The sequence below is a fragment of the Amycolatopsis thermoflava N1165 genome (genome assembly GCF_000473265.1).
GTDB classification, from domain to species: domain Bacteria; phylum Actinomycetota; class Actinomycetes; order Mycobacteriales; family Pseudonocardiaceae; genus Amycolatopsis_E; species Amycolatopsis_E thermoflava.
This window is the reverse complement of record NZ_KI421511.1, coordinates 5761009-5777714: the sequence shown is the minus strand read 5'-3', so window position 1 is coordinate 5777714 and position 16706 is coordinate 5761009. Positions and strand designations below refer to the sequence as shown.

Below are 16706 nucleotides of genomic sequence, written 5' to 3'. Positions count from 1 at the left end.
ACAAGCCGGAGCATGTCCGACACGTAATGCGCCGGTCACACTCGGCGCGGAACTGTCGGTGGTCCTCTCTAAAGTGGGTGTCATGGAACCTGAGGTGCTGCTCGAGGCCGGCGCGGTGAGCCGTTGCCGTCGTCGTGTGCACCTCGAACACGACCCGGCGATGCGTGAGGTGCCGCTGGCCCCGCCGGACCCGTCGGCCGAGCAGCGGATCGCCGACGCGGCCGCGCACCGCGCCGAGATCCGCGACCGGCTGATCGCGGCCAACCCGGGCGCGAGCTGGGTGGTCGTCGACCGGGAGCTGCCGCCGCCGGAGCGGGCCGCCGCGACCCAGCAGGCGATGGCGCAGGGCGCCGACTACATCTGGGGCGCGCTGCTGCCCGCCGACCGGGCCGGCCACCGCCGCGGCGGGTCCGAGCTGCTGGTCCGCGCGGAGGGCGGGTACCTGCCGGTGCTGGTGGTGCGCCACCGCATCACCGACCCGGGCGCGGGCGCGGTCACCACGCCGCCGCACGACCTCGACCCGCGGCACGCGATCCCCGACCCGGCGCGCCGGGTCCGCTCGCACCCGCGCGACCAGATGCGGCTGGCCCACCTGCGCCGCATGCTGGAGGCGCACGGAATGGCGGCGGACCGGCTGGTCGGCGGTGTCATCGGCCTGGACGCCGACGTGGTGCTGTGGCACGACCTGTCCGCCGCGACCTGGCCGAACGGCCGCACGGCGCTGACCGAGTACGACACTCGCTTCGCCGACCGGCTGGCGATCGCCGGGGCCGCCCGCTCCGGCGGCCCCGCGCTGGCCGAGCCGTCCCGCGTGCTGGAGTGCCGCACCTGCCCGTGGTGGCCGACGTGCGAGGCGGAGCTGACCGCGATGCGGGACGTGAGCCTGGTCGTCCGCGGTGAGGACGCGATGGAGCTGCGCCGCGCCGGGGTCTCCACAGTGGACAAGCTCGCCGCGCTCGACCCGGACGACGAGCCGCCGATCATCTGGACGTCCGGGCCGTTCGCCGACGCTGTCGCCCTGGCCAGGGCGTGGCTCGCGGACCTGACGATGGTGCGCCGCGTCCGCGAGGTCGAGGTGGCGCGCGCGGACGTCGAGGTCGACATCGACATGGAGTCCTTCGGCGAGTCCGGCGCCTACCTGTGGGGATGCCTGCTCAGCGGCGCGGACATCGGGGTCGAGCAGGGCTACCGAGCGTTCGTGACCTGGCAGCCGCTGCCGACCGGGGACGAGGCGCGGTCGTTCACGGAGTTCTGGACCTGGCTGCGTGACGTCCGCGAGCGCACCCGCGCGGCCGGCCTCACGTTCCGGGCCTACTGCTACAACGCGATGGCCGAGAACCGCTGGCTCTTCGGCTCGGTCGAGCGGTTCGGCGACCACCCCGGCATGCCTGCCAAAGCCGAGATCCAGTCCTTTGTGGATTCGGATGAGTGGGTGGACCTGTTCCGCAGCGTGTCCGACCAGTTCCTGTGCTCCCGCGGCAAGGGGCTGAAGGTGGTCGCCCCGGTGGCCGGCTTCACTTGGCGCGACCCGGAAGCCGGGGGGGAGGCCTCGATGCGCTGGTACCGCCAGGCGGTAGGCATGGACGGCGGCGAGCCGGACCTGACCCAGCGCGACCGACTGCTGCGCTACAACGAGGACGACGTGCGAGCCACGCACGCCCTGCGCGAGTGGATGACCACGACCGCGAACGGCATCCCGTTCATGGGCGACCTATAGGCGCCACCGCCTGGTGGTGGCGCTTCCCCTGGCGCTTCCCCTGGCGCTTCGCTTGGCGGTGACCCGCCAGCGGGGCGCTGCGGCGCCGCCAGGTGGCGCTTTCCCTGGGCCTTCTCTTGCTGGTGACCCGCCTGCGGGCGTTGACCGCGCACTGCGCGGGAGGCGGCTCGCTTACTCGTGCGCTCACCTGCCTGGGCCGGCGCTATCCGGGTCGCGATTTGCAGCCTGGCTGGGCTTGCGCCATCCCCGCCGTGCGATCCGGGTCTTGGCTCGCGGGCCTGTGCCTGGGCTGTGCCATCCCGGCCTCGCCATCGTCGCCGTGCCATCGCGGTCAGCCGGAAGCCTCGGCCGCCCGGAGGTAGGCGCTCAGCTGCGTGGCGGCCTCCAGCATCGCCACCCCCTGCGCGGTCAGCTTCCCCTGCCACGCCGACAGCGCGTCGGCCAGTGCCTTGGTTCCGCCTGCCGTCCGGATCTGCCGCACCACCTCCGCGATGTGTTCCAGCAGGTAGCCGCCGCGCCGGAGGAGGTGCGCGAGTTCCGCGTCGCGCACGTCGGCCGCCTGGTAGAGGCGGTACCCGGTGGCCGGATCCCTGGTGGGCGAGATGATGCCCGCCTCCTCCCACTTGCGCAGCGTCGCCGGCGTTACGCGGAGCCTCCGCGCGAGTTCGCCGATCGTCCGCGCCGGCCCTTCCGCAACGGACGGGGCTTCGGTCAGGTGCCCGACCGCCTTGCGCACCGAGTCCAGCGTCTCCCGATCGCGCAGCAACTGGGCGTGCCCGCGGTCGACGAGCGTCAGCGCGTGGTCGAGCCTGCCCTCGTTGAGCGCCTTCATGATCTGCCCGGCGATCGCGTGCCCGTGCGCCCGCACCAGCGCCAGGAACGCCCGCAGCGCCGCGGCGTGCACCTCCGTGTAGACCCGGTAGCCGCTGGGCGTGCGGTCGGCCCGCGGGAGGAAGCCGTCCCGCTCGTAGTTGCGCACCGCCTGCGTCGAGATGCCGTGCTCGCGCGCGAGATCCGCCGGTTTCAAGGTGACCACCGGTTGGAGACTTTAGCGCACTCCACCGAGACCAAGTCCAACAAAAGTCTCAACCGTTCTTTCAACGATACGATTGAGGCTCATGGACATTCGAGAACTACTCGCCCCGGACGTCGACTTCCTGGCCTTCGGCGAGCCCGCCCACCTGGAATCGGCCTTCGCCCGGATCCGCAACGAACTGTTGGCCGAGCTGGCCGGTGCGGTCACCGCGATCGCACTGGAGACCGACCGCGTCGCCGCGCTCGCGGTGAACGACTACGTCCAGCACGGCGACGGCGACCTGGACACGGTGATGCGTGAGGGCTTCTCGCACCGCTTCGGCGAGCTCGACAACAACCGGCGCCTGATCGCCTGGATGCGCGAGTACAACGAGACCGCCGAGCGGCCGCTCGCCTTCCACGGCTTCGACGTCTCCACGGAAATGATGAACGCGCCCAGCCCGCGCACCTACCTCGAGCACGCGCGGGACTACCTGGGCCTCGACCACGACATCGCGGCCCTCACCGGCGACGACGAGCGGTGGAACCGCACGGAGGCAGTGCTGAAGGCGGCCGAATCGCCCGGCGCGACGCCCGAGGCGGACCGGCTCCGCGTGATCGCCGACGACATGCTGGTCACCCTCCACGCCGGCGCGCCGATGCTGATCGCGGCGACCTCACGCGCCGAGTGGGACCGGGCGCGGATCCACCTCACCGCGGGCCTCGGCCTGCTGCGGTACCACCGCCAGGCCGCGGAACCGGTCGACGACAGCGCGCGCTGGACCCGGATGAGCGCGTTCCGCGACGCGATGATGGCCCAGAACCTGCTCGACATCCGGGACGCCGAGCGCGGCCCGGTCCTGGTGTTCGGCCAGAACCGGCACCTGCAGCGCAACGAGAGCCACATGCGGCTGGGCCCGATGGACATGAACTGGTCCAGCGCGGGCGCCATCGTTTCGTCGCTGGTTGGCGAGCGGTACCGGCTGATCGTCGGCAGCCTGGGCAGCAGCAAGGCGATCGACCTCGGCGAACCCGGGCCGGAGACGTTCGAGGGCCGGTTACAGAGCCGCGTCGACACGTGGGGTCTGGTGCCGGCGCGCGAGCTCGCTGCCGCGGAGACGCGCACCGACACCAACCCGATGCAGGGCTACTTCCCACTGGACCAGGCCACGGTCGACGGCGCCGACGCGATCCTGCACGTCACCGCCGGCACCGACACACAGGCCCTGGTGCTGCGCGCCTAGCGCGGCGCCATCCGCAGCGAGCCGTCCATGCGGATGACCTCGCCGTTGAGGTAGTCGTGCTCGACGATGTTCACCGCGAGCTGGGCGTACTCGTCGGGCCGGCCGAGGCGCTTCGGGAACGGCACCCCCGCCGCCAGACCGGCCCGGAACTCGTCGGAGACCGTGGCCAGCATCGGGGTGTCGATGATGCCCGGCGCGATCGTCATGACCCGGATGCCGTGCGAGGCCAGGTCACGCGCCGCGGGCAGGGTCATCCCGGCGACACCGCCCTTCGACGCCGAGTAGGCGACCTGCCCGATCTGCCCGTCGAAGGCGGCGACCGACGCGGTGTTGATGACGACACCCCGGGCGCCGTCCTCGACGGGCTCGGTCTTGGCGATCGCCTCGGCGGCCAGGGTCGTCACGTTGAAGGTGCCGATCAGGTTGACCTCGACGACCTTGCGGAACAGGTTCAGGTCGTGCCTGCCCTTCTTGGACAGGATCCGCGCGGACGGCCCGATGCCGGCGCAGTTCACCACGACCCGCAGCGGCACCGACCCGCCCGCGGCCTGCTCCACCGCGGCCGCGACCTGGTCACCGTCGGTCACGTCGGCCTCGACGTAGGTGATGCCCTCGACCTTCTCCGCCTTCTCGATCCCGGCGGCGAGGTCCAGCGCGAACACGTGCGCGCCCCGCTCGGCGAGCGCCTTCGCCGTCGCGCCACCGAGCCCCGACGCACCACCTGTGACGATCGCGGCGGTGTCCTTGATCTGCATGAACGGTTCCTTCCGTGGCCGGCCACTCTGCTCTGCACACGAGGTTAACGCTCGTTTTCCCCGGCCTGGCGTGGCCCTCCTCACCCGTCGCGCGACGTACCCGGCGCGGACGACTTCCGTTAGGACTGCGGTCAACTGCGGCTGTCACCGTCGGCAGCATGAGCGGAGCTCGCATCGTCGTGATCGGCACCGGATACGTCGGACTGACCACAGGGGCCTGCCTCGCCGCCCTCGGACACCAGGTGACCTGCGTGGACGTGGACGACGTCAAGGTGGCCCGGCTCGCCGCGGGACGGGTGGACATCCTGGAGCCCGGCCTGGAGGAACTGGTCACGCGCGGGCTCGCGGCGAGAAGGCTGCGGTTCGTCGTCGGGTCCCGCGCTGCGGTGGCCGGCGCGGAGGCCGTCTACCTGTGCGTGCCGACGCCGATGGGCGCGGGCGGCGCCGCCGACCTCCGCGCCGTCGAAGCGGTGATCGCCGAGATCGCCGACGTCCTGCCCGCCGGGTGCGCGGTGGTCACCAAGTCGACCGTCCCGGTCGGCACCGCCCAGCGCATCCGCGCCCTGCTCGGCCGCGACGACGTGCCGGTGGTCGCGAACCCCGAGTTCCTGCGCGAGGGCACCGCGGTCGCCGACTTCATGCACCCGGACCGGATCGTCGTCGGCTCCGACGACGAGGCCGCCGCGCGCCGCATCGCCGACCTCTACCGCGACCTGTCCGCGCCGAACGTCATCACCGATGCGGCCAGCGCGGAGCTGGTCAAGTACGCGGCCAACTGCTTCCTCGCGATGAAGCTGTCCTACGTCAACGCGATCGCCGAACTGTGCGAGCGGCTCGGCGCGGACATCGTGTCGGTGACCGAGGGGATGGGCCACGACCGTCGCATCGGCCGGTCGTTCCTCAAGCCCGGCCCTGGCTGGGGCGGCTCCTGCCTGCCCAAGGACACGCACGCGCTGGTGCAGGTCGCCGAGTCCGTCGGGTTCGACTTCTCGCTGCTCACCGCCGCGATCGTGGAGAACATCGCGCAGCGGGACCGGATCGTCGCGAAGATCGCCGGCGCGGTGGGCGGCAGCCTGGCTGCCGCCCGGATCGGCGTGCTGGGCCTGGCGTTCAAGGCCGGCACGAACGACCTGCGCGACTCGCCCGCCCTGTCGGTGACCTCGATGCTCGCCGCGCACGGGGCCGAGGTCACGGCCTACGACCCGGCGGTGCGCGAGGCGCTGCCCGGCATGACCGTGGTCGACGACCCGTACCAGGTGGCCAAGGACGCCGACGCGATCGTCGTGCTCACCGAGTGGGCCGAGTTCACCAAGCTGGACTGGGGTTACGTGGCGGACCTGATGCAGGGCGACGGGGTGGTGGACACACGGAACCTGCTGGAGCCGCGGACCATCACGGACGCCGGACTGTCCTATGTGGGCCTCGGCCGCCCCCGCCCGGCCCGCGTCGCCCTGCCGGGGTGACTCACGGCTGCCAGAGCCAGAACTCGATGCCCTGGTTGTCGATGCAGTCGGCGGTGAGGCCGTACGGTTTGCGGTCCACTTCGGTCACCTGACCGCCGGCCGCGCGGACACGCTCCACCGCGGCGTGCACGTCGTCGACCGCGTACATCAGCTTCCAGCCGACCTGCCGCGGCCCGCCCCACAGGCCGCCTTCCAGGCCAGGCCCCTGGAAACGCCAGGCGCCTTCGACGGATCCCCGGGAGAACTGCCAGCCGAGCACGCTGCCGTAGAACGCCTTCGCGGCCTCGTCGTCGGGGACCTGGAAGGTGAAGTACATGGCCTGGCCGTGTCGCGCGGTGTCCTGACCGCTGGCCCGGACCGGCGCCTGGGCCAGCAGCCACCGCTGGCCGAACGGGTCGCGGATCGAGCCGGACCGGCCGTGCCCGCGGTCGGACACCGGGTCGAGCACCTGCGCGCCCAGCTCGACGGCGCGCGCCACCGCGGCGTCCACATCGGACAGCTCGATCCGGATGCTCGCCCCGCCCGTGGCCGTCTGGTGCCCGATCTCCGGGAACTCCTCGGCCAGCATCAGGACGCTGTCGCCGATCGCCAGTTCGGCGTGCCCGATGCGGCCGTCCGCCATGACGATGGGGTCGCCGCGGCGTTGCGCGCCGAAGGCTTGGACGTAGAAGTCCAGAGCCCGCCGCGCGTCGGACACGGCGAGGTACGGGGTCAGCGAGTGCAGTTCCGCCCGTGCGGGTGCTTCCGTGCTGGTCATCTCTCCTCCGTTCAACACAGCGCGACGCAGGCGCTCGCGCAGCTCGGCGGCGAACCGCGGATCGGGGGCGACCGGCTGGACCGGGGTGCGGAGTGCGTCGAACGGGTCAGTCATCACGCACCTCCTTCTCCCGGTAGGCGGCCCGGAACGCGGATCGCGCCCGGACCAGCAGTGCTTCGGTGGCGTGCACGGTCCGGCCCAGCAGGCGGGCGACCTCCGGCACCGGCAGACCGTCCAGGTACCGCAGCGTCAGCGCGGCCCGGTGGTGCGCGCCCAGCGACTCGAGCACCTCGCGGGCCAGCAGGGCGTCCAGTTCGGCGTCCCACGGGTCCACCGAACCGGCCTCGGATTCGTGCACCACGCGCAGCCCGCGTTCCTCACGCTCCCGCCACCGCCAGTGGTCGATCAGCTTGTGCCGGGCCACCCCGATGAGCCACGGCGTGCTCACCGGGGGCGCCCCCGGGTTCCGGCACGCGCTGACGGCGCCGAGGAACGTCTCCGAGGTCAGCTCCTCGGCCACGCCCCGGTCACCGCAGCGCGCGAGCAGGTAGCCGTACACCTCCGGCAGCGCCGTCTCGTAGAGGTCGAGCAGCGCGAAGGCCGGGTCCGGTCGTACCCGCGGTTCGCTCACACCCCCATCGTCGTCCGGGGAGGCGGTTCTCCGACGCCCTTCGCGCGGATTTTCAGCCGCGCGGGTCCGGCAAGCGCCGCGCGGCGACCGCGACGACGGCCATCACGGTCGCCTGCAGGCCGGTGACCAGCAGCAACGCGTCCTGCGCGCCCCAAGTGCCCGCCAGCGCGACGTACAGGGTGCCCATGGTCGCGACGCCCAGCGCGAGCGCGCTCTGCTGGGTCGTGGTGAGCATGCCGCTGCCCGCGCCCGCGCTGTCCGCCGGGACCCGCGACAGGACGACCCGGAAGAGCGTCGGCCCGGCCAGCCCCTGCCCGGCGCCCGTCACCAGCATGCCGGGGACGAGGGCGAGGACCGTGACGTCCGGCCAGGACAGCAGCACGGTGCCGATGAGGGTGAGCAGCCCGAGCACCTGCACGGCCGTGCCGAGCACGATGACGTGACGCCCGAGCCGGGCCACGAACCGGCTGCTGAGCAGCGAGAACACGAGGAACGCGACGGCCATCGGGGCGAGCGCGAGACCCGACGCGAGCGGGCCGAGACGCAGGCCGTCCTGCAGCACGAGCGCGTAGACGAACAGGAACCCGCCGAACCCGGCGAAGAACGGCACGCCGACCATCAGCCCGCGGCGCATGCTCGGCATCCGCGCCAGCGACGGCGGCAGCAGCGGGGTCGCGCCTCGCGCTTCGAGCCGGCGTTCCACGGTGACGAACGCGGCCGCGGCGAACGGGACGGCGACGAGCAGCGCCCAGCACCACGCCGGCCAGCCGAGCGCGTGGCCCTCCATCAGTGGCACGAGCAGCGCGAGCAGGGTCAGGCCGAGCAGGGCGGTGCCCCGGAGGTCCACGCCGAGCGGGTGGTTCGCCTTGGTGTCCGGCAGCAGACGACGGGCCAGCACCAGGCCGAGCAGCCCGATCGGCACGTTGACCAGGAAGATCGGCCGCCAGCCGCCGCCCGCCAGGTCGGCCGACACGAGGACCCCGCCGAGGAGCTGGCCGACGACCATCGAGATGCCGCCGGTGGCGCCGTAGTAGCCGATGGTGCGGGAGCGCCGCTCGCCGGAGGTGGTGGCCTGGATGATCGAGAGCACCTGCGGCACCACCAGCGCGGCCGCCGCGCCCTGGACGACGCGGGCCGCGACCAGCACGCCCGCGTTCGGGGCGAGCCCGCAGACCAGCGAGGTCAGGGTGAACGCGGCCAGGCCGAGGGAGAACACGCGGCGGTGGCCGAACGCGTCGCCCAGCCGCCCGCCGACGACCAGCAGCAGCGCGAACGCGAGGCCGTAACCGGCGACGATCCACTCCAGCGTGGCGGCAGTGGTGTGCAGGTCGGCATTGATGGTGGGCAGCGCGACGTTGACGATGTACAGGTCGATGGGCGCCAGCGCCGCCCCCAGGAGCACGGTGGCGAGCCCACCGCGGGTGAGTGCCAGCCGGGTCTCGGCCGGCGCCAGGGTTGTGGTCATGGTTCCACGGTGGGCTGCCGCGGAGCCTGGTACCAGATAGCGTTGATCCAGGTACCGGGACTACCTGGTAACAGGATCGGGCGCGTGCCAGGCTGGCACCATGACCACCGCCGTGCGCATGTCCGCCGACGAGATCCGCCGCGCCGAGCTGGCCGCGTTCCTGCGCAGCCGCCGGGAACGGATCTCGCCCGAGCAGGTCGGCCTGCCCGCGGGCGGCCGCCGCCGCACGCCCGGGCTGCGGCGCGAGGAGGTCGCCCAGCTCGCCGGGGTCGGGGTCACCTGGTACACGTGGCTGGAGCAGGGCCGCGACATCCACGCGTCCGAGCAGGTGCTCACCGCGATCGCGCGGACCCTGCAGCTCGACCAGCACGAGCGCAGCCACCTGTTCACCCTCGCCGGCGCGCCCGAGCCGCCGATGGAGAAGGACTGCAAGGTCGTCACACCGCAGATCCGGGCGATCCTCGACCAGCTGGAGCCGTTCCCCGCGGCGGTGCAGAACGCGCGCACCGACATCCTCGCCTACAACCGCACCTACGACTGGCTGATGGACGTCGGGAGCGTGCCGGTCGAGGAGCGCAACTCGATGCTGCTGGCCTTCACGAACCCGCGGTGGCGGGCGAGGCTGCGGGACTGGGAGGACGGCCTGCCGCGCTCGGTGGCGCAGTTCCGCGCGTCGATGGCCGAGCACGTCGCCGAGCCGGGCTGGAAGGCGCTGGTCAAACGCCTGCGTCGGGAGTCACCGGAGTTCGAGGCGATCTGGAACCAGCACGACGTCCAGCCGATGCGGAACCTCACGAAGTGCTTCGTGCACCCCGAGGCGGGCCTGCTGAGCTTCGACTACACGCACCTGTGGTTCGGCCGCCGCTCCGAGGTCCGCCTGACGACCTACACCCCCGCGGACAGCGAGACGGCCGCGAAGCTCGCGGCCCGCTGATCTTGCGGAACCGGCGGCCGGGCTGGTTGCGTCGTACCCAGGGTAGATGGGGGGCGTATGACCGAGGGCAATCCGCTGGTGGCGGCGCCGGTGTCGACGACGACCGGGGTGACCGGGATCGGGATCCTGGAGTCGGCGCAGGACCTGTCCAACGGCATCAAGGACGGGTCGTGGGTCGAGGGCGGGCTGGGCGCGCTCGGCACCGGTCTCGAGGTGCTGTCGATGGTCATCGATCCGCTGGGCACGCTGGCGCAGTACGGGGTGGCGTGGCTGATCGAGCACGTGCGGCCGCTGAAGGAGGCGCTGGATTGGCTGGCGGGGGATCCGCCGGTGATCCAGTCGTTCGCCGACACCTGGGCGAACGTGGCGGCCGAGGTGGGCACGATCGCGGGCGATCTGGGCAACGAGGTGAACAACGGGACCGCGGGCTGGTCGGGTCAGGCGGCCGACACCTACCGGGGCGCGGGCGCGGAGCAGGCGGACGCGCTGGCGGGGGCGGCGGCGCTGGCCGACGGGATCTCCAGCGGTGTGATGATCATGGGCACGGTGGTCGGGTTCGTGCGCGAGATGGTGCGCGACATCGTGGCCGAGCTGGTCGGCAAGCTGATCACCTGGGCGCTGGAGGCGGCCTGCACCCTGGGCTTCGCCACCCCGCTGATCGCCGCGCAGGCGACCACGGCCATTTCCAGCGCCGTCACCCGCATCGCCGACTTCATCCGTAAGCTGGTCAAGACCATCGGCAACGTCTCGCCACGGATCAGCCGGATCATCTCCAAGCTGGACGAGATCATCCAGCAGCTGACCAAGATCGGCCGCAAGCTCGGCGGCGACGGCACCACCCCGTCGGCCGCGCACGGCGGCGGCGGGAAGGTCGACACGCCGGACCTGAACAGCCCGGACACCCCCGACAGCCCCGACGGCGTGGACGGCACCCCGGGCACCCCGGGCACCGGCCGCTCCGGCGACGGTTCCGGGAGCCCGCTCCGGCAGGACGCCGAAGACCCCGACCTCCGTTCCCAGGAACCGGTCGGGCGGTGCGGCCGCCGTGAGCCGATCGACATGGCGACCGGCGAGATGTACCTGGTGCAGAAGGACGTCCAGCTGCCCGGCCTCCTCCCGCTGGTGCTGCAGCGCGTGCACGTGTCGTCCTACCGGTCCGGCCGCCTCTTCGGCCCGTCCTGGGCGTCCACATTGGACCAGCGGCTGGAGGTCGACGAGCGCGGTGTGTGCTACGCGGGTCCCGACGGCGTGATCCTCGTGTACCCGCACCCGCCCGCGGACGGCGAGGTCTACGCGGAGGCGGGCGCCCGCTGGCCGCTGGCCCGGGCGGCCGATGGCGGGTACATGATCCGCCAGCCGCAGAGCGGCCGGGTGCTGCGGTTCGCGCCGGCTCGCGGCGGCACCGCCGAACTCACGGCGATCGAGGAACGCGCCGACCGGATCGAGTTCGACCGGGACCCGTCCGGGATGCCCGTCGCGGTCCGGCACTCCGGTGGATACCAGGTCGACGTGCGGACCTCCGACGGGCGGGTCGCGGAACTCAGCCTGCACGACCCGGCGTCCGGCGGAATTCCCCTCGTGCGGTACGGCTACGACGACGGCCACCTCGTCGAGGTCGTCAACTCGTCCGGCCGTCCGCTGCGGTTCGCCTACGACCACGCCGGCCGGATCACCCGCTGGGACGACCGCAACGGCGAGTGGTACGCCTACACCTACGACCACCGCGGTCGCTGCGTGCGCACCGAGGGCTCGGGCGACGCGCTCGCCGGCACGCTCGAGTACGACGTCGACAACCGGGTGACCACCGAGACCAACTCGCTGGGCCACGTGCGGCGGTACCACTTCAACGAGTTCAACCAGCTGGTACGGGAGATCGACCCGCTGGGCGGCGAGACGCGGTTCGAATGGGACCGATACCACCGGCTCCTCGCCCATCACGACCAGCTGGGCCGCACCACCCGCTACCGGTATGACGACCGGGGCAGCCTCACCGAGGTGACGCGCCCCGACGGCACGCGGGCGCTGATCGAGTACAACGACCAGGGCCTGCCCGTGACCGCGGTCGACCCCGACGGCTCGGTGTGGCGGTACGAGTACGACGACTCGGGCAACCGCACGCTCGTCGTGGACCCGGCGGGCGGGGTGACCAGGTACGGCTACGACGCGTCGGGGCACCTCGCGACGATCACCGACCACTTCGGCAACGTGGTCCGCCGGGAAACCGACCGCGCCGGTCTGCTCACCGCATTGACCGACCCCGGCGGCGGCGTCACGCGCTACCGGCGGGACCAGTTCGGCCGGGTGACCGTCATCGAGGACCCCGTCGGCGGCGAAACGCACCTCCGCTGGACGGTCGAGGGCAAGCTGCTGTCCCGCACGTCGCCGGACGGCACGACCGAGCGGTGGAGGTACGACGGCGAGGGCAACGAGGTCGAACGGGTCGACGCGAACGGCAACGTGACCCGCGTCGAGATGACGCACTTCGATGCCTTCGCTTCGCAGACGGGGCCGGACGGCGCCCGGTTCGACTTCGTCTACGACAGCGAGATGAAGCTTCGCGCGGTGCGCGACCCGCTCGGCGCGGAATGGCGGTACGAGTACGACGCGGCCGGCCGCCTGGTCGCCGAGACGGACTTCACCGGTCGCACGATCTCCTACGAGCGTGACGCGGCAGGGCAGCTCGTGTCCCGGACGAACGGTGCGGGCGAGACCACGGTCTTTGTGCGCGACGCCCTCGGCAACATCGTCGAGCGCCGGTCCCGGGATGCTGTCGCGACCTTCGAATACGATCCGGCGGGCCGCCTCGTCCGTGCCCGCAACGCGGACGCTGATGTCCGTTTCGAACGGGACGCCGCGGGGCGCGTGCTCGCCGAGACGATCAACGGCCACTCCACGGTTTTCGCCTACGACGCCCTGGGTCGCCGCACGTACCGGCGCACCCCCTCGGGTGCCGAGAGCTTCTGGAACTACGGCGCAGGCCACCGGCCCGCGTCGCTGCGCACCGGCGGGCGGACGTTCTCCTTCGGGTTCGACGCCGCGGGCCGCGAGATCGAGCGGTTGCTCGACAGCGGAACCGCGCTGGCCCAGACGTGGACGCCAACGCACCGGCTGAACTCCCAGACGGTGACCGGTGTCGCGGACCGCGCGACCGGAACCATGCGGCACCTGTACGAGCGCCGGTACCACTACCGGCCCGACGGTGTCGTCCGCGCGGTCGAAGACGACATCGCCGGCGTCCGGCGGTACGAGCTCGACGCCAACGGGCGGGTGGAACAGGTCGGCAGCGCGGACGGCCACGAGCGGTACTCCTACGACGCCGCGGGCAACATCCGGACCGCGGAGTGGCCGGACACCGACGTGGACGGCCAGGGTCGGCGGGACTACCGGGGCACGCTCCTGGTTTCGGCGGGTCGCGTGCGGTACGGCTACGACCGGCAGGGCCGGATCACGTTGCGGCAGAAGAAGCGGCTGTCGGCGAAACCCGACACGTGGCACTACGCCTGGAACTCCGAGGACCGGCTGACCTCGGTGATCACCCCGGACGGCACGCGGTGGCGCTACCTCTACGACGCGCTCGGCCGCCGCATCGCGAAGCTGCGGCTCGCCGCGGACGGCGTCACGGTCGCGGAACGGACCGACTTCTTCTGGGACGGGTCCGTTCTCGCCGAACAGATCAGCAGCGACGCCACCGCGATCTCGTGGGAGCACGAGCCGGGCGGTAAGCGTCCCCTGGCCCAGGTCGAGCGCGTGTTCCGGGGGGACGGCTCGCAACAGTGGTTCGACCGCGCCTTCTACGCGATCGTCACCGACCTGGCCGGCGCGCCGACCGAACTCGTCGACGCCTCCGGCGCCGTGGCGTGGCAGGGGCGCCGGACGCTGTGGGGCAAGGCGCCGGAGAACCGGGCAGGCACACCGCTGCGGTTCGCGGGTCAGTACTTCGACCCGGAAACCGGCATGCACTACAACTTCCAGCGCTACTACGACCCGGAATCGGGACGCTACGCCAGCAACGATCCGCTGGGACTCGAGGGCGGGTTCAACCCGCAGGCGTACGTCCCCAACCCGGTCACCTGGATCGACCCGCTGGGACTCACCGCCGCGGACGGGTGCGGCCCGGACACACCCGACGGCGACGGCGACGAGTACGTGCCGCTCTACAAGGCGCCGCAGCGCGGCCTCGGGCAGCAGCAGTACGAGCACGGCTACCGCGCGGACGACTACGGAGGGACGGGCCCGTGGGCGGCGGGAGCGTTCTTCGCGCGGGACCGCGAGCTCGCGGACACCTACGCGGGTCACTACGGTGAGGGCGTCATCGAGATCCAGGTCCCGGCCTCGGACTACGCGGACCGGTTCGAGCCGTTCGAACAGCCCTACCAGGGCGGGCCGCTGACCGAGGTCGAGATCCCCGCGTCTCGTGTAGAAGAACTGAACCAGTACCCGAGAAAGTGGCATCGATGATGAACGACGCGGAATGGGCGGCCGCGAAGGAACGCTTCCCGATCGGCTCCGCGGTGGCGGCCGTGGTCGAGCAGCACCTGCCGTTCGGCATGGTCGTGACCCTGCCCGGCGGGCTGCCCGCGTTGATCGACGCCATCAGCTACCGGCCGGGCGGCGAGGACGTGTTCGACCACTCGAAGTGGCCCGCCACCGGCGAGTCGATCGACGCCGTGGTCGCCGATCACCGGGACCGCAACCGGCAGATCCAGCTTCGGGTGGGGCCGCCCGTGTGGGAGAAGACCGGGAGTGCTCGGGCCTGACGCTGCCGCGCGAGGAGCAGCCCGTCCGGTCCGCCTCGCGGCGCGCCTGCCCTGACCTCGCGCGTACCGCCCGAGTCGTAATCCAAGAGCCGCTCTTCGACGGACGCGCTGCGCGGCCGTCTGCCGTAGCTTCGGGGGCGTGCGTGACCCCCGCCGGTGGCCGGCCCCCGTGGACGTGGTGCTGACCCTCGTCCCGCTGGGGTTCGTCCTCGGGACGACCACCGTGGCCGGCCGGGTGCAGCACCACCCGCTCGACCTGACCGGCTACCTGTGGCTCACCGCGGCCGCGTTGCCGTTGTTCGCCGTGCGGCGGGCGCCGTTGCCGGTCTTCGTCGTCACCGCCGCGCTGACCTGGGTCTACTACAGCACGGACCACCCGGGCGGCCCGGCGGTCGTGGTGCCGACCATCGCGCTGTTCGTGCTCACCCGCGCCCGTGGACCGCTCGTCGCGGGCATCGCCGGGTCGGCCGTCATCCTGGCCGGGCTGGTCGTCTACTTCGCCCGCGGCGGCGAACTCGTGCTCGACGCCCGCGCCGGGCTGTTCGTCGTCTGGCTGGTGGCCGTCCTCGGCATCGGCACCGCCGTCCGCAACCGTGTCGCGGCCAGGCTCGCCGCCGAGCAGGAGGCCGCCGAACGGCAGTCCCGCCTGGCCGAGCAGGAGCGGCTGCGCATCGCCCGCGAGGTGCACGACGTCGTCGCCCACAGCCTGGCCATGATCAACGTCCAGGCCGGTGTCGCGGTGCACGTCGCGGACCGGCGGCCGGACCAGGCCGTCGCCGCGCTGCAGGCGATCAAGGAGGCCAGCGCCACCGCGCTCGCCGACCTGCGCGCCACCGTCGCCGTGCTGCGCTCCGGTCAGGGCCTCGGGCCGGCGCCCAGCCTGAAACAGCTCGGCGAACTGCTCGACCACACCCGCGCGACCGGCCTGACCGTCCGCGTCCACGGCTCGCCCGGCGACCTGCCCGCCCCGGTCGACGGCGCGGCCTACCGCATCCTGCAGGAGTCGCTCACCAACGTCGTCCGGCACGCCAACCAGCCCCGCACCGTCGACATCCGCTTCACCCGCCGCGACGGGCAGTTCCGGCTCGTGGTGCGGGACGACGGCCGCGGCGCGGAAACCCCCACCGTCGGCAACGGCCTGCGGGGGATGCAGGAACGCGCCGCCGCGCTCGGCGGCAAGGCCGAGGCCCGCGCGGTCGACGGCGGTTTCGAGGTCCGCGCGGAACTACCCCTGGAGGAGACATGATCCGCGTCGTGCTCGCCGACGACCAGGCGCTGGTGCGCGCCGGGTTCCGCGTGCTGCTGGAGACCGAGGACGGGTTCGAGGTCTGCGGCGAGGCCGCGGACGGTGCGCAAGCGCTTGCCCTGGCGCGGGAACACCGCCCGGACGTGGTGGTCATGGACATCCGGATGCCCGGTGTCGACGGCCTCACTGCGACCCGCGAGATCACCGGCGACCCGGACCTGGCCGAGGTGAAGGTGCTGGTCCTGACCACCTTCGACGTCGACGAGTACGTGTTCCAGGCGCTGCGCTCGGGCGCCAGCGGGTTCCTGCTGAAGGACACCGACCCGGTCGAGCTGCTCCGCGCGCTGCGGGTGGTCGCCGCCGGCGAGGCACTGCTCGCGCCGACCGTCACCCGCAGGCTGATCAGCGAGTTCGTCGGCCGCCCGGAGAACCGGCGCATCGACGCCGGCGCGGTCCAGCGGATCACCGACCGGGAACGCGAGGTGCTGGCGCTGGTCGCGGGCGGGCTGTCCAACGACGAGATCGCCGCGCAGCTGGTGATCTCCACGGCCACCGCGCGCACGCACGTCAGCCGCATCATGACGAAACTCGGCGCGCGGGACCGCGCCCAGCTCGTCGTGCTCGCCTACGAGTCCGGCTTGGTCACGCCGCGTGGCTCACGGTGACGCAGTACGGCCACCAGCCGCACCAGGAACACCACGGCGATCAGGCCGACGAGGCCGA

13 protein-coding genes are annotated in these 16706 nt (G+C 72.4%); 8 read left to right on the top strand and 5 right to left on the bottom strand.

Features of this window, described 5'->3' with window-relative positions:
* Positions 1-82: 82 nt before the first annotated feature.
* Complete coding sequence (locus AMYTH_RS0128430) at positions 83-1717, top strand: TM0106 family RecB-like putative nuclease (RefSeq protein WP_027933109.1); 1635 nt, start codon at positions 83-85, stop codon at positions 1715-1717.
* A gap of 331 nt (positions 1718-2048) precedes the next feature.
* Here AMYTH_RS0128430 and AMYTH_RS0128425 read toward each other — a convergent pair whose 3' ends face one another.
* Positions 2049-2753: a TioE family transcriptional regulator gene (locus AMYTH_RS0128425; RefSeq protein ID WP_027933108.1), complete on the bottom strand. Its 705-nt coding sequence runs from the start codon at positions 2751-2753 to the stop codon at positions 2049-2051.
* Between the two features lie 82 nt (positions 2754-2835).
* On the opposite strand from AMYTH_RS0128425, the gene AMYTH_RS0128420 reads away from it, so the two are divergent.
* Positions 2836-3975 (top strand): erythromycin esterase family protein, encoded by a 1140-nt coding sequence (locus AMYTH_RS0128420; RefSeq protein ID WP_027933107.1) that lies wholly within the window; start codon positions 2836-2838, stop codon positions 3973-3975.
* On the opposite strand, the gene AMYTH_RS0128415 is transcribed toward AMYTH_RS0128420, so the two are convergent.
* Entirely contained in the window at positions 3972-4730 is a 759-nt protein-coding gene (locus AMYTH_RS0128415) for an SDR family NAD(P)-dependent oxidoreductase (RefSeq protein WP_020416323.1), read from the bottom strand. The two genes, AMYTH_RS0128420 and AMYTH_RS0128415, sit on opposite strands and share 4 nt — an antisense overlap.
* 158 nt (positions 4731-4888) lie before the next feature.
* Between AMYTH_RS0128415 and AMYTH_RS0128410 the strand changes: the two genes are divergently transcribed.
* Entirely contained in the window at positions 4889-6193 is a 1305-nt protein-coding gene (locus AMYTH_RS0128410) for a UDP-glucose dehydrogenase family protein (protein ID WP_084022698.1), read from the top strand.
* Position 6194: 1 nt separating this feature from the next.
* On the opposite strand, the gene AMYTH_RS0128405 is transcribed toward AMYTH_RS0128410, so the two are convergent.
* The 3 genes from AMYTH_RS0128405 to AMYTH_RS0128395 are packed head-to-tail and all read right to left on the bottom strand — an operon-like array spanning position 6195 to position 9046.
* Positions 6195-7064 carry a VOC family protein gene (locus tag AMYTH_RS0128405; protein WP_027933105.1) on the bottom strand — a complete coding sequence of 290 codons (870 nt, stop codon included), beginning with the start codon at positions 7062-7064 and terminating at the stop codon, positions 6195-6197.
* Positions 7057-7581, bottom strand: coding sequence for an RNA polymerase sigma factor (locus AMYTH_RS0128400; protein WP_027933104.1), 525 nt, complete (start codon positions 7579-7581; stop codon positions 7057-7059). Before AMYTH_RS0128400 ends, AMYTH_RS0128405 begins: the two co-directional genes overlap by 8 nt.
* A gap of 52 nt (positions 7582-7633) precedes the next feature.
* Positions 7634-9046 (bottom strand): MFS transporter, encoded by a 1413-nt coding sequence (locus AMYTH_RS0128395; RefSeq protein ID WP_027933103.1) that lies wholly within the window; start codon positions 9044-9046, stop codon positions 7634-7636.
* 100 nt (positions 9047-9146) lie between these two features.
* Here AMYTH_RS0128395 and AMYTH_RS0128390 point away from each other — a divergent pair, with 100 nt between their 5' ends.
* The 5 genes from AMYTH_RS0128390 to AMYTH_RS0128370 all read left to right on the top strand — a co-directional run bounded on the left by AMYTH_RS0128390 (position 9147) and on the right by AMYTH_RS0128370 (position 16648).
* On the top strand, positions 9147-9980 hold the full coding sequence (locus AMYTH_RS0128390; protein WP_027933102.1) for a helix-turn-helix transcriptional regulator: 834 nt from the start codon (positions 9147-9149) through the stop codon (positions 9978-9980).
* Between the two features lie 57 nt (positions 9981-10037).
* The gene (locus AMYTH_RS45860; protein WP_051362846.1) at positions 10038-14438 is read left to right on the top strand and encodes an RHS repeat-associated core domain-containing protein; all 4401 of its coding nucleotides are present in this window, start codon (positions 10038-10040) and stop codon (positions 14436-14438) included.
* Entirely contained in the window at positions 14435-14737 is a 303-nt protein-coding gene (locus AMYTH_RS0128380; RefSeq protein WP_027933101.1) for a hypothetical protein, read from the top strand. The genes AMYTH_RS45860 and AMYTH_RS0128380 overlap by 4 nt, the downstream gene beginning before the upstream one ends.
* Before the next feature lie 169 nt (positions 14738-14906).
* Positions 14907-15983: a sensor histidine kinase gene (locus AMYTH_RS0128375; RefSeq protein ID WP_027933100.1), complete on the top strand. Its 1077-nt coding sequence runs from the start codon at positions 14907-14909 to the stop codon at positions 15981-15983.
* A complete protein-coding gene (locus AMYTH_RS0128370) occupies positions 15980-16648 on the top strand; it encodes a response regulator (RefSeq protein ID WP_027933099.1) in 669 nt (222 codons plus the stop codon). The genes AMYTH_RS0128375 and AMYTH_RS0128370 overlap by 4 nt, the downstream gene beginning before the upstream one ends.
* The last annotated feature ends 58 nt before the right edge of the window (positions 16649-16706 follow it).